15 protein-coding genes are annotated in these 17,463 nt (G+C 66.0%); 5 read left to right on the top strand and 10 right to left on the bottom strand.

The genetic code is table 11. The annotated features are described in order from the left end of the window. Window positions 1–92: 92 nt before the first annotated feature. From SR3_RS01065 to SR3_RS01035, 7 genes are all read right to left on the bottom strand, one after another. On the bottom strand, window positions 93–722 hold the full coding sequence (locus SR3_RS01065) for a nucleotidyltransferase family protein (RefSeq protein ID WP_245653678.1): 630 nt from the start codon (window positions 720–722) through the stop codon (window positions 93–95). Beyond that, the gene (locus tag SR3_RS01060; RefSeq protein ID WP_068079738.1) at window positions 719–1,717 is read right to left on the bottom strand and encodes an XdhC family protein; all 999 of its coding nucleotides are present in this window, start codon (window positions 1,715–1,717) and stop codon (window positions 719–721) included. The genes SR3_RS01065 and SR3_RS01060 overlap by 4 nt, the downstream gene beginning before the upstream one ends. Continuing rightward, a complete protein-coding gene (gene paoC / locus SR3_RS01055; protein ID WP_068079736.1) occupies window positions 1,717–3,924 on the bottom strand; it encodes an aldehyde oxidoreductase molybdenum-binding subunit PaoC in 2,208 nt (735 codons plus the stop codon). Before paoC ends, SR3_RS01060 begins: the two co-directional genes overlap by 1 nt. Then, window positions 3,921–4,871, bottom strand: coding sequence for an FAD binding domain-containing protein (locus tag SR3_RS01050; protein WP_068079734.1), 951 nt, complete (start codon window positions 4,869–4,871; stop codon window positions 3,921–3,923). Before SR3_RS01050 ends, paoC begins: the two co-directional genes overlap by 4 nt. Further along, complete coding sequence (paoA, locus tag SR3_RS01045) at window positions 4,868–5,503, bottom strand: aldehyde dehydrogenase iron-sulfur subunit PaoA (RefSeq protein ID WP_068079731.1); 636 nt, start codon at window positions 5,501–5,503, stop codon at window positions 4,868–4,870. The genes SR3_RS01050 and paoA overlap by 4 nt, the downstream gene beginning before the upstream one ends. Window positions 5,504–5,753: 250 nt before the next feature. Further along, window positions 5,754–6,614, bottom strand: coding sequence for a bifunctional methylenetetrahydrofolate dehydrogenase/methenyltetrahydrofolate cyclohydrolase FolD (folD, locus tag SR3_RS01040; protein ID WP_068079729.1), 861 nt, complete (start codon window positions 6,612–6,614; stop codon window positions 5,754–5,756). Window positions 6,615–6,668: 54 nt separating this feature from the next. Beyond that, entirely contained in the window at window positions 6,669–7,487 is an 819-nt protein-coding gene (locus tag SR3_RS01035; protein ID WP_245653676.1) for an AraC family transcriptional regulator, read from the bottom strand. 49 nt (window positions 7,488–7,536) lie between these two features. Between SR3_RS01035 and SR3_RS01030 the strand changes: the two genes are divergently transcribed. From SR3_RS01030 to SR3_RS01020, 3 genes are read left to right on the top strand one after another with little or no spacing between them, the layout of a single operon-like run. Next, a complete protein-coding gene (locus SR3_RS01030) occupies window positions 7,537–9,009 on the top strand; it encodes an efflux transporter outer membrane subunit (protein ID WP_068079725.1) in 1,473 nt (490 codons plus the stop codon). Between the two features lie 9 nt (window positions 9,010–9,018). Continuing rightward, the gene (locus SR3_RS01025; RefSeq protein ID WP_068079723.1) at window positions 9,019–10,122 is read left to right on the top strand and encodes an HlyD family secretion protein; all 1,104 of its coding nucleotides are present in this window, start codon (window positions 9,019–9,021) and stop codon (window positions 10,120–10,122) included. Beyond that, window positions 10,119–11,663 (top strand): DHA2 family efflux MFS transporter permease subunit, encoded by a 1,545-nt coding sequence (locus tag SR3_RS01020; protein WP_068079721.1) that lies wholly within the window; start codon window positions 10,119–10,121, stop codon window positions 11,661–11,663. Before SR3_RS01025 ends, SR3_RS01020 begins: the two co-directional genes overlap by 4 nt. Before the next feature lie 41 nt (window positions 11,664–11,704). Here SR3_RS01020 and SR3_RS01015 read toward each other — a convergent pair whose 3' ends face one another. From SR3_RS01015 to SR3_RS01005, 3 genes are all read right to left on the bottom strand, one after another. Next, window positions 11,705–13,354 carry an inorganic phosphate transporter gene (locus tag SR3_RS01015; protein WP_068079719.1) on the bottom strand — a complete coding sequence of 550 codons (1,650 nt, stop codon included), beginning with the start codon at window positions 13,352–13,354 and terminating at the stop codon, window positions 11,705–11,707. A 120-nt stretch (window positions 13,355–13,474) separates the two neighbouring features. Further along, complete coding sequence (locus SR3_RS01010; RefSeq protein WP_068079717.1) at window positions 13,475–14,275, bottom strand: acetoacetate decarboxylase; 801 nt, start codon at window positions 14,273–14,275, stop codon at window positions 13,475–13,477. An 8-nt stretch (window positions 14,276–14,283) separates the two neighbouring features. Next, on the bottom strand, window positions 14,284–15,069 hold the full coding sequence (locus SR3_RS01005) for a 3-hydroxybutyrate dehydrogenase (protein ID WP_068079715.1): 786 nt from the start codon (window positions 15,067–15,069) through the stop codon (window positions 14,284–14,286). A gap of 208 nt (window positions 15,070–15,277) precedes the next feature. On the opposite strand from SR3_RS01005, the gene SR3_RS01000 reads away from it, so the two are divergent. Together SR3_RS01000 and SR3_RS00995 are read left to right on the top strand one after the other, a co-directional pair. Then, window positions 15,278–16,438: a patatin-like phospholipase family protein gene (locus SR3_RS01000; RefSeq protein ID WP_068079713.1), complete on the top strand. Its 1,161-nt coding sequence runs from the start codon at window positions 15,278–15,280 to the stop codon at window positions 16,436–16,438. Beyond that, the gene (locus SR3_RS00995) at window positions 16,425–17,450 is read left to right on the top strand and encodes a CorA family divalent cation transporter (protein ID WP_169805535.1); all 1,026 of its coding nucleotides are present in this window, start codon (window positions 16,425–16,427) and stop codon (window positions 17,448–17,450) included. Before SR3_RS01000 ends, SR3_RS00995 begins: the two co-directional genes overlap by 14 nt. Window positions 17,451–17,463 lie beyond the last annotated feature (13 nt).

Here is a 17,463-nt window from a genome sequence, read left to right as displayed (position 1 = left end):
GGAGCAGGTCATCTCCTCCTTGCTGCGGGCCTCGAATGATAAGCAATGACCACCAGATGCCGATCACGTCGCGCGGATGACCGGCAGTTTTGTCAGCGCTCTCCGCCAGCGCGTTCCTTGTTTTCGCGGCCTTCCAGTTGCATGCGTCGCCCGGCTCTGCAGCGGGCAAGTTGCAGATCGTCCGGCGTATCGATATCCATCAACTGCTCGGCATCGACGGCAAGCCCAAGCGCAAAACCGGGCTGGTTGAGCAGTTGGCGCGCGCCCATGTCACCAGCCAGATCGGCAAGACCATCCAGGCGGTCGCCCCCGAAGCAGGCCGGCGGCCCGAGCCTGCCATCGTGATAACGGCAGGCCGTGACCGTCTCCCGCGATGTCCGGTCGAGAAGCATGTGCAAGGTCGCCGTGTCCACGAAGGGCATATCGGCCAGCATGACCAGCAGGCGCCCCGCGCGCCTCTCGCGTGCCTGCTCCACGGCGCGGTGCAAGGATGAAGCCATGCCGGAGCTGGCGTCAGGGTTATGCACCAGCGTTACGCCGGGTCCGAGCCAGTCGGGTTGTTGCTGGGCCGAAATCAGGCAGACCGGGGCGCCAAGGCTCTGCGCGCTCGCCATGGCCCAGGCGCCCAGCGGCCGTCCGCCCAGATCGCGGTCCAGTTTGCCGCCACCCATGCGCAAGCCCGCACCCGCGCCCAGCACGGCCACCATCGTCGCGCTCATCATGCTTCCATCCGCGCCAGATCCGCTGCGGCATGTCCGGCATGCGAGTTGGGACGCGCGCGCCAATGGGCGATGATCTCGGCCAGAATGGAGGTCGCGATCTCGGGCGGCGTCATCGCCCCGATGGACAGGCCGACAGGTCCGCGAATGCGGGCCAGATCGTCCTCGGGCACGCCCATATGGCGCAGCAGGTCGAGACGCCGCGCATGGGTGCGGCGCGATCCCAGGGCGCCGATGTAGAAGGCCTGCGTGCCAAGGATGTCGGCCAGCACACCCGCCTCGTCGTCATGATCATGCGAGAGCAGGACAGCCCCCGACCAGCGATCCAGCCCATGCCAGCCCGCCTGAGCCCAGGCATTGACCACCTGCGGATGGAAGCCTTGCTGTTCGAGCAAATGGCAGGTCAAGCGGTCGGTGCTGACCAGATCGACCTCCATCTCGCACAGGCGGCACAGCCCGGCGAGCGCCACCATGACATGCCCGGCGCCCGCGATGGTGATCCTGCACGATGGCGCATAAGGGCGCAGGAACAAGTCCGGGGCCATCTGTTCGTCATCAAGCAGCCGGCGCCGATGGCGGCTTGTGTCGATGGCCATCGTAACAGGACGGCGTTGCGCCCGCGCCTCAAGCAGATCCTTCACCAGATCCCGCGTCAGCCCGGTATCGAAATAGACATCGATGGCCGACCCACAGGGCAGGCGCAGATCGATAAAGCGCGATCCCTGCCCATAGCGCTCCAGATGGCAGCGCTGATCCCGGATCGCCTGCACGGCGTCGAGCACGAGGCTCGGCTCCACGCAGCCCCCGCTGATCAACCCCACCGAGGCGCCATCCTCGCGCACCGCCAACTGGCTGCCCAGCGGGCGCGGCGAGGAGCCGCTGACACCCACCAGCGTGACCAGCGCCACCCGCTGCCCCTGCGCCATGGCCTCATCCAGAAAGGGCAGCACCCAGTCGGTGTAGACCGCGCCGGGGCTGGCGGAGAGGCCCGCCGCCATCAGGCAAGCACCGGCAGATGTTCGAGATGCTTGTCCAGCGTGATGGGGTAATCGCGCACCCGCACGCCGGTGGCATTGTAGATGGCATTGGCGATGGCGGCGCCCACGCCGCAAAGGCCCAGTTCGCCCACGCCCTTGGCCTTCATGGGGGAGGATTTGTCGTCCGGATAATCCAGGAACATCACCTCCTGATGCGGAATATCGGCATGGACCGCCACCTCGTAACCGGCCAGATCGTGGTTGACGAAGTAGCCAAAGCGCTTGTCCACCGCCAGCTCCTCGCTGAGCGCAGCGCCCACGCCCATGGTCATCGCGCCAATCACCTGACTGCGTGCCGCCTTGGGATTGAGGATGCGACCGGCGTCGCAGACCGCCAGCATGCGCCGGATTCGCGTTTCGCCGGTATAGGCATCGACCGCCGCTTCAACGAAATGGCTGGCGAAGGTCGATTGCTGATATTGCTTGTCCAGCGTGCCATATTCGATGAGATCCTCGGCGGTGAGCGGCCCTTCGCGCGCGGCCTGCGCCAGCGGCAAGGCTTTCTCTCCCTCGATGACCTTGCCATCCGCGAAATGGGCGTTCTCGCTCAGGCCCAGGGTCTGCGCCACCATGGCGCGCAGCTTGACGCAGGCGGCATAGAGCCCTGCTGTCGAGTTGTTGCCGCCCCATTGCCCGCCAGAACCTGCCGAAGCAGGAAAATCGCTGTCGCCCAGCTTCACCGTCACCGCATCGAGCGGCACGCCCATCATCTCTGCCGCAGTCTGGGCAAGGATGGTGTAGGAACCCGTCCCGATGTCGGTCATGTCGGTCTCGACCGTCAGGCGACCGCCGCGTTCCAGCCTGATGCGCGCCGCCGACTTCATCAGCAGATTGTTGCGGAACCCCGCCGCAACGCCCATGCCGATCAGCCAGCGGCCTTCGCGAACCTGCGCCGGTTTGGGATTGCGTTTCGACCAGCCGAACTTCTCCGCCCCCGTCCGCAGGCATTCGATCAGATGCCGCTGCGAGAAAGAGCGATCGGGCTTGGCGGGATCGACCTGCGTGTCGTTGAGGATGCGGAATTCAACCGGGTCCATCCCCAGCTTCTCGGCCATTTCGTCCATGGCCATTTCCAGCACCATCAGCCCGGGGGCTTCGCCCGGCGCGCGCATGGCGTTGCCTTCGGGCAGGTCAAGCACGGCGAGTTTCATGAAGGTCTCGCGATGGGGCGCCGCGTAGAGCAGCTGGGTCTGCGAGACCGCGGCCTCCGGATCGCCGCCCGGCAGATCGCCGCTGGCCGAACTATGCGCGATCGCCGTCAGCTTGCCATCACGCGTGGCGCCCAGCCGCACGCGCTGGATCGTGGCGGGACGATGCGTGGTGTTGTTCATCATCATCGGGCGGGTCAGGGCAAGCTTGACCGGGCGCCCGGCAGCCTTGGCCCCCAGCGCCGCCAGCACCACATCGGCCCGGATGAACAGCTTGCCCCCGAAGCCTCCGCCGATGAAGGGGGCATTCAGACGGATCTTTTCAGGCGGCATGCCCAGCGTGGTGGCCAGGCTCGCCTTGCCCCAGGCGATCATCTGGTTCGATGTCCAGACGGTCAGCCTGTCACCATCCCAGGCGGCGATGGTGGCATGCGGCTCCATCATCGCATGGCTTTCATCGGGCGTGGTGTAGCTGCGGTCCAGTTGCACGGGCGCTTGCGTGAAGGCGGTGTCGAAATCACCCACGCGGGCAACGTCGGGCTTGCCTTTGCTACCGGGCACCAGCGGCGCATCGGGCGCCGCCTTCGCCAGATCGAACTGGCCCGGTTCGCGGGCATAATCGGTGCGGATCAGCGCGGCGGCGGCGCGCGCCTGCTCGAAGCTGTCGGCCACCACCAGCGCGATCGCCTGATGGTAATGCTCCACCTGCGGCCCGCCGAACAAATGAGCGGTGTTGAAGCGGCTTTTGGGCAAAGGCTGGGCATGATCGAGCGTGCCGATCACGGCCACCACGCCGGGGGCCGCCCTGGCCAGCGTGGTGTCCATGGCGGTGATGCGCCCTTTGGCGATGGCCGCGCCCACCACGAAGCCATAGGCCTGATGGGCCGCGACATCATGCTGCTCATAGGCGTAGGGCGCATTGCCGGTGGTCTTCAACCTGCCGTCGATCCGCGATGTGGCGCGGCCGACGACTTTCAACTGATCGATGGGGTTCTTGCCCGCCGGGGTCTCGAACTTCATGCGCGCGCCTCCGCCATCACGCCCGCCAGAGTGCGGGTGGCCAGTTGCAGCTTGAAACGGTTATCCGCCGTGGGGCGGGCCTCGGCGAAGACCTGCGCGGTGACGGCCTGCGCCCCGCGCGGCATGGCCTCTTCCGCCGCTTCCACCCGCCATGGCCTGGGCGCCACGCCGCCAAAGGCCACCCGGCCCGAGCCATCGGGATGGATCACCGCCGCCACGGAGACCAGCGCAAAGGCGTAAGACGCCCGGTCGCGCACCTTGTGATAGAGATGCCTGCCGCCGATGGGGCGGGGCAGGGTGACCGCCGTGATCAGCTCGCCGCGCTTCAGGCTGGTTTCGAGATGCGGCGTATCGCCCCACAGGCGATGGAACTCGCCGATGGGGATCGAGCGCACCGCGCCTTGCGGATCGACTGTCTCGACATGGGCGTCGAGCAGGCGCAGGGCGACGGCCATGTCGCCCGGATAGGTGGCGATGCAGGCATCCGAAACGCCGATCACCCCCAGTTGGCGCGACACGCCGCCGATCGCCCCACAGCCGGAGCCCGGCTGGCGTTTGTTGCAGGGCTGGTTGGTGTCATAGAAATAGGGGCAGCGGGTGCGCTGGAGCAGATTGCCAGCCGTGGTCGCCTTGTTGCGCAATTGGCCCGAGGCCCCGGCCACGATGGCCTTGGTCAGCACGCCGTAATCGCGCCTGACGCGCATGTCCGAAGCGAGCGCCGTGTTGCGCACCAGCGCGCCGATGCGCAGGCCGCCCTCGGCTGTTTCCTCGATGCGGTCGAGTTTCAGATCCTGCACATCGACCAGATGGGTGGGTGTCTCGATCTGCAGCTTCATCAGATCGAGCAGATTGGTGCCGCCCGCCAGAAATTTGGCGCCGGGCTTGCGCGCCACGGCGGCGGCGGCCTGCGCGGGGCTTTGCGCGCGTTCATAGGTGAAGGCTTTCATGCGCTTTCCCCCGCAACGTGTTGCATCGCTTCCATAATGTTCGAATAGGCGCCGCAGCGGCAGATGTTGCCGCTCATCCTTTCGCGCAATTCCTGATTGGAGACGGCGGGCGCCGCCACGATATCCTCCTGCACATGGCTGGGCACGCCGCGCCTGATCTCGCCCAGCACCGCAACCGCCGAGCAGATCTGGCCCGGCGTGCAATAGCCGCATTGAAAGCCGTCATGCTCGATGAAGGCGGCCTGCATGGGGTGCAGCTTGTCGGGCGTGCCTAGGCCCTCGATGGTCGTCACCTTGTCGCCCTGATGCTGGAGAGCGAGGCTGAGGCAGGAATTGATCCGCTCACCATTGACGATCACGGTGCAGGCGCCGCATTGGCCGTGGTCGCAGCCCTTCTTGGTGCCGATGAGGTGAAGATGCTCGCGCAGCGCGTCGAGCAGGGTGGTGCGTGTATCGAGCTGCAGATCATGCCGCGTGCCGTTCACCTCCAGAGAGACGGGCATGGTGACGGGCACATCGCCTTTGGCAGGCGCCGCCTGGACAGGACCGGCATGGACCAGCACAGCGCCAGCGGCGCTGCCGCCCACCAGCACGCCTCTGCGGGAAAAACCGAAAGCATCGCCAGATTTCATCGGATTATCCCTCCGCTGCAGGAGGCATCGCGCAGGTTTGGCCCGCCACGACGCCCGGTCATCAAGGGATAACACATGAACGTGGCCAGCGGTTTCCGTTTATTGATGATTCTGGCGGAACACAGTTATGAGCTGAACTCAAGAATATGCTCAGTTCGGTATGGTTTCGGAAGGGGCGCAAAAGCTGTCGCCATGAGCGGCGGCAAGGGCTGGACGCGCCCTTCGCCGCCGTAAAACTGGCGCCTGAAGCCTAGCCCAGCCGCGCCTTGGCCGCCTGAAGCGTGTTGGCCAGCAGGCTGGCGATGGTCATCGGCCCCACGCCGCCGGGCACGGGGGTGATGGCGGCGGCGACTTTGGCGGCTTCCTCATAAGCGACATCGCCCACCAGACGCGACTTTCCATCCTCCGTGATGACGCGGTTGATGCCCACATCGATCACGATGGCGCCGGGCTTGATCCAGTCGCCCCGGATCATCTCGGGGCGGCCCACGGCGGCGACCACGATATCGGCGGCGCGCACCAGCGCGGCCACATCCTGCGTACGCGAATGCACCACCGTCACCGTGCAATGCTCGTCCAGCAGCAGCTGCACCATCGGCTTGCCGACAATGTTCGAGCGGCCCACCACCACGGCATGCAGGCCCGCAAGATCGCTGCGGACGCTTTTGATCAGCTTCATCGCGCCAAAGGGCGTGCAGGGCGCGATGCCGCCGCTGCCCGTGGCCACCTGCCCGACATTGACGGGATGGAAGCCATCCACATCCTTGGCCGGCAGAATGGCGTGAAGCACCGTTTCGGCATCGATCTGCCTGGGCAGGGGCAATTGCACCAGAATACCGTCCACCACCGGATCGGCGTTCAGCCGCGCGATCAGGGCGAGCAGATCCGCCTGACTGGTGCCCTCATCCAGCACATGCTTGAAGGAGGCCATGCCGACCTCCACCGTCTGTGTCGCCTTGGATTTGACATAGACATGGCTGGCCGGATCCTCGCCCACGATCACCACGGCCAGACCCGGCGTCACGCCCTTGGCCACCAGCTGCGCGGTTTCCTTGGCGATCTCTTCCCGCAGCTGTCTGGCGATGGCCTTGCCGTCGATGATATGGGTCATGGGGTTCCGTTTCTGAAAGCGACCGCGCCCGCTAGCACGTCATGACGCGAATCTTCAATCCCCGCCCCTTTGCAGATAGGCCGTGGGGGAAAAGCCCAAGGTGCGGCGGAACATTGCGGCAAAGGCGCTGGGGCTTTCATAGCCATGCTCCAGCGCCACCTCCAGCACCGAGGCGCCCGCGGCCAGGCGCGGCAGGCTGAGCAGCAGGCGGGTGCGGCGCAGCCAGTCGCCAAAGCTGGTGCCCAGCTCGCGGTGGAACATGCGCGCCAGCGTGCGGGCGCTGACATGGATGACCTGCGCCAGCTCCTCCAGCGAGGCGGGCGCGGCGGGATCGGCGATGATCCTTTCGCAGACACGCATCAGGCGCGGATCGCGCGGCAGATGGATATGCAGATCGAGGCGCGGGGCGGCTTCGATCTCGTCGAGGATCAGCTGCATCACCCGCTCGTCCCGCCCGCCTGGGGCGTAATCGAGGGGGATGCGCGTGGCCGCCACAATGGCCTCGCGCAGAAAGGGCGAAACGGCGATGACCTCGCAGCCCCGGGGCAGGGCCGCCCGCGCATCCTCGCGCACAAAGACGGTGCGCATCGAGACATCGCCCGCAATCCTGATGGCATGATCCTGCCCGGCGGGCATCCACACTGCCCGTCCCGGCGGCACGATCCAGCTGCCGTCCTCGCCATTCACGGTCATCACGCCGCTCAGCGTATGGATCAGCTGGGCGCGGGCGTGGCGATGGGCGGCGATATGCTCGCCATGGGGATGCTCACTGGCCAGCGCCGTGATCGGTGTGGGGGCGGCATCGCAATCGTCATGGCTGCGCGGATTGTCCATATCGCGACGATGAATGTCATTCTCGCGTGAGAAGGGCAAGGCGCTTACGTTTACCGACAGGGCTGTCAACCATCGAGTGGACCCCTGCGTGCCTTATCCTTCCTTCCGCAGACTGATCTGCGCCACCCTTTCGGCATCACTGCTGGCTGGATGCGTCTCCGCGCCGAAAGCGCCGCCTGCCTCGACCCTTGCCCTGCCGGATCGCCTGACCGACCAGCCCCTGGCCGAGGATCGGCAGCCCGTTTCGGCATGGTGGCGGCTCTATCGCGATCCGGCGCTCGATGCGCTGGTGGAGGAGGCGCTGGCGAACAATCGCGATCTGCGCGCGGCGGCTGCCCATTGGCAAGAAGCACGTGCGCTGCTGGGCAAGGCGCGGGCCGGGCAACTGCCCGGCGCCACCCTCTCGGCAGGCGTGGGCGGCGGCAGCACGCTTCAGGATCAGATCACCGCCGCATGGCAGGGCGGTGACACCATCCGCACCGGTCCACGCTATGATCTGGGCGGGGATGTGTCATGGGAGCTGGATCTGACCGGGCGGCTGAGGGCGCAGGTCCGCGCCGCGCGGGCCGATGCCCGGACCTCCGCGGCGCTGCTGGACGGCGTGCGGATCGCGGTGGCCGCCGATGTGACCGGAGCATGGCTGCGCGTCTGCGGCTTTGCGCATCAGGCGGCGGTTGCGCGCGATCTGTTGCGCCAGGCAAAGCAGGTCCGCGATCTGGTTGAAAGCCTGCGCGCGGCGGGAGCAGGCGTGCCCGCCGATGTGATGCGCGCCGATGCCACCGCCGATGCTGTCGAGGCCTCCATCCCCGCGCTTGAGGCGGCGCGCCATGACGCCCTGGCCGAACTGGCGGTCTTGTCAGGCCATATGCCGGGCGACGGTCCCGTTGCAGTCGCGACTTGCACGCAAGTGCCGGGGCTGGCCGAAACCCCGCCCATCGGCGATGGCTATGGGCTGCTGCGCCGTCGCCCCGATGTGCGCGCCGCCGAAAGCAGGCTGGCGGCCAGCACGGCGCGGATCGGCGTGGCGGTGGGCGATCTCTATCCGCATATCGCCTTGAGCGCGCAGCAGGCGGTTTCCTCTCCCACGCCGGGCGGGCTGCGCGCGCGGGGCAATATGGTCTGGCGGATTGGTCCGCTGCTCGACTGGAGTTTTCCCGACATCGGCGTGGCGCGGGCGCGCATCCGTCAGGCGCGGGCCGGGGAGGCGGCGGCGCTGGCCGCCTACGATGGCGCGATCCTGAATGCCTTCAAGGAGGTCAATCAGGCCGCGCGCGATTACGGCGCTGTGCTGGAGCGGCAGGCTGCGCTGACCCGCGCGGTCGAGCGCAGCGCTCAGGCCGACGATCTGATGCGCCGCCAGCGCGCGGCGGGCGGGGCGACCGCGCTGGAAGCTTTGGCCGCCTTGCGCGCGCGCAGCGAGGCATCCGCCGCCTTGGCCGCTGCCGATCTGGATGTGGCGGCGGCGCAGGTGCGCCTGTTCAAGGCGCTGGGCGGCGGGTGGGAACAGGCGCCGCCCATCACGCAGCCCCACCCTTCCCGAACCATCTCCACAGCGAAGTGACCTCAAGCCATGTCTGAAACTGTCGAAACCATCCGTCCTTCCTCTTCGGCCCGGTGGCGGTTGCCTGTGCTGGCCGCCAGCGGCGCGGCGGCCTTGGGCGTGCTTGCCGTCGGCGTGCATTGGTGGACCCAGGGCCGCTTCAGGGTCGAGACCGACAATGCCTATGTCCGCGCCGATGTGGTGACCATCGCCCCGCGCGTGGCGGGCATGATCGCGCAGGTTGCCGTGGCGGACAATCAGCGGGTGCGGGCCGGGGATGTGCTGGCCCGGATCGATGCCCGCGACTACCGCATGAAGGTCGAGCAGGCCGAAGGCGCCCTGGCCGGGGCCGAGGCGGGCGTTGCTGGGGGAGAGGCGCGGATCGCCAATCTGGAGGCCCGCTCCACCCAGCAGCAAAGCGTGATCGCGCAGGATGCCGCCGCCGCGACCGCGCGCGAGGCAGAGGCGCATCTGGCCGAGCTTCAGGCGCGGCGTCAGGATGTTCTGGCCGGCCAGCATGTCACCAGCGAGCAGCTGCTGCAAAGTGCTCAGGCGGATCGCAGCAAGAGCATCGCCGGGGTGACTCAGGCGCGTGCCATGCTGGCGGCCTCACGCGCGCAGGTGCGTGTGCTGGCCACCGAGCGAGAGGCCGCCATCGCCGATCTCGCCAAGGCGCGCGGGGTTTTGCAACAGGCGCAGGCGGCGCTGGCCGCGGCCCAGCTCGATCTGGAGCGCACGGTGATCCGCGCGCCGGTTGACGGCACAGTCGGGCAGCGGGCTCTGCGGGTGGGGCATTATGCCGATGTGGGTGCGCCGCTGATGGCCGTGGTGCCGATGGCGCCCTATGTCGTGGCCAATTACAAGGAGACCCAGACCGACCATATCCGCCCCGGCCAGGCGGTCGAGGTGGCGGTGGATGCCTTGGGCGGGGCGGTGCTGAAGGGGCGGGTGGACAGTTTCGCCCCGGCCTCGGGCGCGCAATTCGCGCTGCTGCCGCCCGACAACGCCACGGGCAATTTCACCAAGATCGTCCAGCGTATCCGCTTGCGTATCCGCCTCGATGCCGGGCAGGCGCGGTTGGCTGATCTGCGCCCCGGCATGTCGGTGGAAACCAGCGTGGATACAAGGCCATGAGGGGCGTGCAATCCGGCGGCCATGTTTCCCTGCGCGGCTGGGTTGCGGTGCTGGGGGGCGTGGTGGGCTGCTTCATGGCGGGGATGAACGTGCATGTCACCAATGCCTCGCTGCCCGATGTGCGCGGGTCTCTGGGGGCCTCGTTCGAGGAAGGCTCGTGGATCACCACCGCCTATCTGGTGGCCGAGATCATCGTGATCCCGATGACCGGCTGGCTGGTCAGCGTGTTTTCCATGCGGCGGGTGTTGATGGTGGGGACCGGAGGCTTTGTGGTCTTCTCGATCCTCTGCTCCACCGCGCCCGACATCACCACGATGATTGCCGCGCGCGCGTTGCAGGGGGCCTTTGGCGGGGTGCTGATCCCGCTGTCCCTGCAGATCATCGTGACGGAGCTGCCGGCGTCGAAACATCCTTTCGGCATGGCGCTGTTTGCCGTTTCGAACAATGTGGCGCAGGCGGCGGGGCCGTCGCTGGGGGGCTGGCTGACGCAGGCTTACAGCTGGCGCTGGATCTTCTATCTTCAGGTGCCGCCCGGTCTGCTGCTGTTGGCGGCCATCGGCTGGGCCATGCCGCGCGAGGAGACCCGGATCGAGCGCCTGCGCGAGGGCGACTGGGCAGGCATCGCCACCATGGCGCTGGGTCTTTCAGCCCTTCAGATCATGCTGGAGGGAGGTGGGCGAAAAGACTGGTTTTCCTCCAGCTTTATCGTCGAGGCTGGCGTGGCGGCGGTGGTCTCGCTGATCGCTTTCGTGGTGATCGAACTGCGGCGCGAGAAACCGCTGATCAATCTGCGGCTGTTGGGGCAGGCCAATTTCGGCCTCGCCAGCCTGATGCAGTTTGTTTTTGGCGCCATCGTCTTCGGCGTGGTCTTTCTGGTGCCCAACTATTTCGCCGAGACGCAGGGCTATAACGCGCAAGCGATCGGCATGACGATGATCCCTTACGGGCTGATCCAGTTCGTGATGTCCTTCGCCACGCCGCGCCTGATGCGCTGGACCAGCGTGCGCGCCATCATCATCGCGGGCTTTGTGATCATGGCGGCGGGCTGCCTGATGAACATCCATCTCGACGGCGATGCGGCGGCCAATGTGATCGTGCCCTCGCTGGTGGTGCGCGGCGTGGGGCAGAGTTTTATCGTGGTGGCGCTGGGGGTGATGGCGATGCAGGGCATGGCCAGGGCCGAGACGGGATCGGCCTCTGGCCTGTTCTCCACGGTGCGCAATGTGGGGGGCGCCATCGGCATCGCTTTGGCCAGCCAGTTCGTGGTCGAGCGCGAGAAGCTGCATGCCGCCCGGATCGGTGAGGCGGTGACGCCTTTCTCGCAGGCTTTGCGCAATCGCATGGAGGCGGCGGCGAGCGTGATCGCCGGGCATCCCGTCAAGGGCCATGGCGTGGAAAGCGTGAGCCGGCAGATCTTCGCGCTGATCGACCGGAACCTCCATCGCGAGGCGCTGTTGCTGGCCTACAGCGATGCCTTTCTGGTCGCGGGGATCTGTATGCTGCTTTGCGCGGGCGGGAGCATGCTGCTGGGGCGCAAGTGATCGACCGGGGCGCTGCGCTGGCGACGCCCCGGTTCCGGTTGTCAGAACACCTGACGCAGGATCACATAAAGGATGCCCGCAATCGCCATGGCAGCGGGCAGTGTCGTCACCCAGGCCAGCGCGATCGAGCGGACCGTGGACCATTGCAGCCCCGAGCCATTCGCCGCCATCGATCCGGCGATGCCGCTCGACAGGATATGGGTGGTCGAAACCGGCAGGCCATAAGCCTCGGCGGCCAGAATGGTGCCCGCGGCGACCAGCTCCGCCGAAGCGCCCTGCGCGTAGGTCAGATGCGTCTTGCCGATCTTCTCACCCACGGTCACCACGATGCGCTTCCAGCCCACCATCGTGCCAAGGCCCAGCGCCACGGCCACGCAGACCTTCACCCAGGTCGGGATAAACCGCGTGCCCTTTTCCAGATTGCCGGAATAGGCCTTCAGCTTGGGCGTTTCCTCGGCGGTGAAGCTGGCGTTGCCCTTTTGCAGCAGGCGGATGGCGTCACCCGTCAGATACATGGCGTTGCGCAGGTTGGGGGTGGCGGCGGCGGGCACATGCGAGATCGCGCCGGAAACCTTCAGACTGTGGACGATATCATCGGACAGCACGGCAAGGCTGGCATAGATTTCGGGCTTGTCGAGCTGCTTGTCGCGCAGCGCGGCGCCCACGGTCTCGCGGGCGATGGTGATGGTGGGCAGGCCCTTGCCGCCCGCATGGGTGATGAAGACCGTGCGCGCATAATTGGCCGACTGGATGAAAGCGGGCGTCGCCGAATCCGGCATGGTGCGGTTAAGCGCATAGGCGGTGGGCGCGGCGCCGATCAGGATCAGCATGATCAGGCCCATGCCCTTCTGGCCGTCGTTCCCGCCATGGGCGAAAGAGACGCCGGTGCAGGTCAGCACCAGCAGGGCGCGGATCCACAGCGGCGGCGGGGTGTCGGCGGCGGGCTCCTGATAGAGCTTTTTCGAACGCACCAGCGCCTTCATCACGAAGAGCATGGCACAAGCGAAGACAAAGCCCATCAGCGGGCTGAACAGCAGTGCCTTGAAGACGTTGAACGCCTGATTCCAGTCCACGCCCGAGGTGGCCTGCCCGGCAGGCGCCATCAGCTGGTTGGCCAGACCCACGCCCATGATCGAGCCAATCAGCGCATGGCTGGAGGAGTTGGGAATGCCCATCGCCCAGGTGCCGAGGTTCCAGATGATCGCGGCCAGCAGCAGCGCGAAGATCATCGCGTAACCCGCGCCCGAACCCACCTGCAGGATCAGCTCCACCGGCAGCAGCGTGACGATGCCGTAAGCCACCGCGCCCGAGGAGACGATCACGCCCAGAAAGTTGAACAGGCCAGACCACACCACGGCCACCATCGGCGGCAGCGAATTGGTGTAGATCACCGTGGCGACGGCATTGGCGGTGTCATGGAAGCCGTTGACGAATTCGAAGCCCAGCGCGATCAGCAGCGCGAGGCCGAGCAGCGCGAACACGCCCAGCTCCAGCGTTTCATGCACGCTGGCGATATCGTCGAGCAGGCCGTGGATGCCATAGCCGATGCCCGCCGCGAGCAGGGCGAAAAACACGATCGTGCCGACCGGGCTGACTTTCCTGTCGAGCTTTGGGCGCGGGCCCTGTTGTTTGCCGGGATCGGCGGCGCTTGGATCTGCTGGATCTGCTGGATCTGCATAGACGGTTGCCATGGGAAACTCCGCAAGAGGGCGTATCGCGGAACGAATGCGCCCGGGATTGGATGACATGCGTGCGCAGCGATGGAGCCGTCGTTCTGGCTCCATCGCTGCGGAAAGGTTATGCGTGCGGCCTTATTCGGCCAGATCGGGCACCATCGGCTCTTCGTCGAGCGTGGCGCCGGGCATGGAGGCCAGCTTGTAATCATGCACCACGCGGCCATAGGGCAGCGTCAGATCGGCGATGATATGGGTGGCGCCGATGATGCGGCGCACCGGCAGATCGGCCACCGGCGCGTTGACATGCGGGATCAGGTGCAGGCGGGCGGGGCCGCTCCATGCGCCCTTCACCGTGATGTCGGTGAGGTTGAGCGCGACCAGCTGGCAGATCTCCGGATTGCCGTCGACGCCGGGCACGACCTTCAGGTTGAGCTGCGTGCGCGAAAGCGAGGCATAGGCTTGCTCCATGCTGTCACGCGCGCAATCATGCTTGTAGCCCATGGTGCCCATGGCGACCTGCTGCCCGGCATAGTCCAGCGTGCCGGTCAGCGTGTCCTTCACCACCTCCATCCTGGGATGGGCGTATTTCTTGGGGAAACCCCAGATTTCGCGCCCGGCGGCAATGGGGGCTTCGTCATCGAGATACATCTGCGCGACGAAGCTGATGGCCTCGCCATCGAAGGTGCCGGGGATCACCACGCCGCTTTCGGTGTAAGCGCCGAAGCCTGAGGAATCGGGCATCCTGATCCATTCATAGACCACGATGTTGCCGGGATTGGGCTCGATGGGTTCGGGCAGCTGGGCGCGCAGCGCGTCGGGATCGGTTTCATAGGCGATGGTGAAATATTCGCGGTCGACAAAGCGGTAGGGCCCGGCCGGAAAGCTGGGCGAGGCAATCGGGGTCGAGCGCAGATTGAGGATATCGGCAGCTTTCATGATGTCACCTATTCGGCTGTCCAGCCCCCGTCGATGGGCAGGATGGTTCCAGTGATCGACTTCGCACCTTCGCTGCTGAGGAACAGCGCGAGATCGGCGACCTCCTCGACGGTGACGAATTGCTTGGTGGGCTGGGCATGGAGCAGCACGTCATTGATGACCTGCTCACGCGTCAGGTGGCGCGCTTCCATGGTTTCGGGGATCTGCTTTTCCACCAGCGGCGTCCAGACATAGCCGGGGCAAATGGCGTTGCAGGTGATGCCGAAGGTCGCGGTTTCCAGCGCCACCGTCTTCGTCAGCCCGGCGATGCCGTGCTTGGCGGTGACATAGGCCGATTTGAACGGCGAGGCGACCAGCGCATGGGCCGAAGCGGTGTTGATGATCCGCCCCCATTTGCGCGCCTTCATCCCCGGCAGGGCGGCGCGGATGGCGTGAAAGGCCGAACTCATGTTGATGGCGATGATCTGGTCCCACTTCTCGATGGGGAAGTCTTCCACCGGCGAGACGAACTGGATGCCCGCATTGTTGACCAGAATGTCCACGCTGCCGAAGGTGCTTTCAGCCTCGGCGATCATCGCGGCGATCTGGTCGCCCTTCGACATGTCGGCGGGGGAATAGACCGCCTCGACGCCGAATTGCGTTTCGATGTCGGCGCGTTCTTTCTCGATGGCGTCGGCGTCGCCAAAGCCGTTGATGACGACATGCGCGCCCGCCCCGGCATAGGCCTTCGCAATGGCCAGCCCGATCCCGCTGGTGGATCCCGTAACAACCGCAACCTTACCCTGAAGAGACATGCGCTTTCCGATCCTTAAGAGATTCGAGGAAATTCTGTTTCGATCAGGGTTAGGTTGGCAGGATGACTCTACTATGACGTTTGTGTGATGCATGCTTACTTAAATTTGTCATTCATGCGTCATCTTGGGACTCTATCGAAAGGCAACTTGGCTTGTCCTTTCTCTGGAAGGGATTTTAGCGATGTAAATTCTTCCAAAGGGGCTGACGATGCATAAGCCGACAAGCACGCCATATGCCGATGCGCGCGGCTGGAAGCCTGAACGCTGCGACCGTGTGGCGCTGGTCCTTCAGGGCGGCGGCGCGCTGGGCGCCTATCAGGCGGGCGTGTTCGAAGCGCTGCATGAGGTCGGCGTGGAGCCGGACTGGATTTCCGGCGTCTCCATCGGCGCGATCAACTCGGCCCTGATCGCGGGCAACCCGCCCGAGCGCCGCGTGGAAGCTCTGCGCACCTTCTGGAACCGCATCACCGACCGCAAGATCTGGCACTATACGCCCGATGGCGATGTCTTTCGCCAGATGCGCAACATGGCCAGTTCCTGGGCGACGATCATGCTGGGCCAGCCCGGTTTCTTCGAAATGCGCCCGCAAAGTCCGTGGTTCAGCATGCCTGGCGCGGACAGCGCCACCAGCTATTACGACACCTCGCCGCTGCGCGAGACGCTGGTGGAGCTGGTCGATTTCGACCTGCTGAATGATCCCGGGCGCCGCTTTTCGGTCGGCGCGGTCAATATGCTCACTGGCAATTTCGTCTATTTCGACAGCAAGACCACCCGCATCGAACCCGAGCATGTGATGGCCAGCGGGGCCCTGCCGCCGGGCTTCCCCGCCGTGCGCATCGGCACCGATTACTATTGGGATGGCGGTCTGGTCTCGAACACGCCGCTCCAGCATCTGCTGGCGCAGGATGACGGGCAGAATTCGCTGGTGTTTCAGGTCGATCTGTTCAGTGCGCGGGGCAGCCTGCCGCGCACCATTCAGGATGTGGCGGCGCGCCAGAAGGACATTCTCTATTCCTCGCGCACGCGCAACACCACCGATATGTATCAGCGGCTGATGCGCTGGAAAAAGCGCGCCCATGAGGCCTTGCTGCGCGTGCCCGAAGACCAGCTCACCGCCGAGGACCGCGCGATGATGGCCAAGCTGGCCGACCAGCCCGAGGCGACGATCCTTCAGCTGATCTACCAGCAGAAATCCTATGAGGGCGACCAGAAGGACTATGAGTTCTCCGGCACCTCGATGAAGGAGCACTGGATGAGCGGCTATGAGGACACGCGCCGCACCCTGCTGCGCAAGGACTGGCTGCAAATGCCGCCGCCGGGCGTGGGCCTCGTGACTCATGACGTGCATCGCGACTATGACAACATCTGACGCGGTGCTGGACGCGCCGGCCGCCCCGCCGCAACCGGCTCTGGTCTGCGGCTACAGCGTGGACAGCATGGGCAATATGGCGGTGATCGCCGATCACGCCATCGACGATGCGCTGGCTGCCGAGGACACGCTGGTGTGGCTGCATTTCGACCAGTCGGACGCCGCCGCCCGCGCCTGGATCGAGGCCTGCCCGCGCCTGCCAGAGGGCGCCAAGGACATCCTGCTGGGTTCGGACGTGCATATGCGGCTGGAAACGGCGGGCGATGGGCTGATCGGCGTGGTGGGCGATCTGCATCATGAATTCGCGGAGCGCTCGGATCATCTCGATGTGCTTCGCCTGTATCTGGACAACCGCTGCCTGATCAGCGCCCGTCGTTCGCCGGAGACGGCGGTGGACAAGCTGCGTCGCTCGCTGGGCGAGGGGCTGCGGGTGGAGCGCCCGCTCACGCTGGTCACGCAATTCCTGCATCACGTCACCGATACGCTGGGCGATCTGATGCTGGACCTTTCCGACCGCTTGCAGGCGCTGGAAGACCGCATGCTTGATGGCGGGGGTGGGGGCGGCGCGGATCGCGCCAGCGAGGAGCTGGGCCGGGTGCGCCGCATCGCCGCGCGGCTGCGGCGGCATATGGTGCCTCAGCAGCATGCGCTGCTCGGGCTGATCTCGCGCCTGCCCGAGTGGGTGCAGGGGCCCGATGCCAAGCGCTTGCAAAACGCCATCGAGCGGCTGGGCGCGCTGGGCCATGACCTCGATCTGGTGCAGGAGCGCTGCCGCCTGCTTCAGGATCAGGCCTCTGCCAAGCTGATGGAATCGACCAACCGCAACCTCTATCTGCTGTCTATCGTGACCGCCCTGGCGTTGCCGCCCACCTTGCTCAGCGGCATTTTCGGGATGAATCTGGGCGGTCTGCCGGGGGGGCAGAACCCTTTCGGCTTCTGGTACGGCATCGGTTTCATGGTGCTCACGGTGCTGGCCACGGTGCTGGTGCTGCGCAAGCTGCGCATCCTTTAGAAACGCCGCCGGA

Origin of the sequence: Novosphingobium rosa NBRC 15208 (assembly GCF_001598555.1) — a bacterium.
In the GTDB taxonomy this organism is placed as follows: domain Bacteria; phylum Pseudomonadota; class Alphaproteobacteria; order Sphingomonadales; family Sphingomonadaceae; genus Novosphingobium; species Novosphingobium rosa.
This window is presented reverse-complemented; position numbering and strand designations above follow the sequence as displayed.

Bases quoted from the DNA above. Each gene is read 5' to 3' on its own strand.
- SR3_RS01025 (WP_068079723.1), top strand. From the start codon at position 9,019: ATGTCTGAAACTGTCGAAACCATCCGTCCTTCCTCTTCGGCCCGGTGG.
- SR3_RS01015 (WP_068079719.1), bottom strand. From the start codon at position 13,354: ATGGCAACCGTCTATGCAGATCCAGCAGATCCAGCAGATCCAAGCGCC.
- paoA (WP_068079731.1), bottom strand. From the start codon at position 5,503: ATGAAATCTGGCGATGCTTTCGGTTTTTCCCGCAGAGGCGTGCTGGTG.
- SR3_RS01000 (WP_068079713.1), top strand. From the start codon at position 15,278: ATGCATAAGCCGACAAGCACGCCATATGCCGATGCGCGCGGCTGGAAG.
- folD (WP_068079729.1), bottom strand. From the start codon at position 6,614: ATGACCCATATCATCGACGGCAAGGCCATCGCCAGACAGCTGCGGGAA.
- SR3_RS01050 (WP_068079734.1), bottom strand. From the start codon at position 4,871: ATGAAAGCCTTCACCTATGAACGCGCGCAAAGCCCCGCGCAGGCCGCC.
- paoC (WP_068079736.1), bottom strand. From the start codon at position 3,924: ATGAAGTTCGAGACCCCGGCGGGCAAGAACCCCATCGATCAGTTGAAA.
- SR3_RS01065 (WP_245653678.1), bottom strand. From the start codon at position 722: ATGATGAGCGCGACGATGGTGGCCGTGCTGGGCGCGGGTGCGGGCTTG.
- SR3_RS00995 (WP_169805535.1), top strand. From the start codon at position 16,425: ATGACAACATCTGACGCGGTGCTGGACGCGCCGGCCGCCCCGCCGCAA.
- SR3_RS01060 (WP_068079738.1), bottom strand. From the start codon at position 1,717: ATGGCGGCGGGCCTCTCCGCCAGCCCCGGCGCGGTCTACACCGACTGG.
- SR3_RS01010 (WP_068079717.1), bottom strand. From the start codon at position 14,275: ATGAAAGCTGCCGATATCCTCAATCTGCGCTCGACCCCGATTGCCTCG.
- SR3_RS01020 (WP_068079721.1), top strand. From the start codon at position 10,119: ATGAGGGGCGTGCAATCCGGCGGCCATGTTTCCCTGCGCGGCTGGGTT.
- SR3_RS01005 (WP_068079715.1), bottom strand. From the start codon at position 15,069: ATGTCTCTTCAGGGTAAGGTTGCGGTTGTTACGGGATCCACCAGCGGG.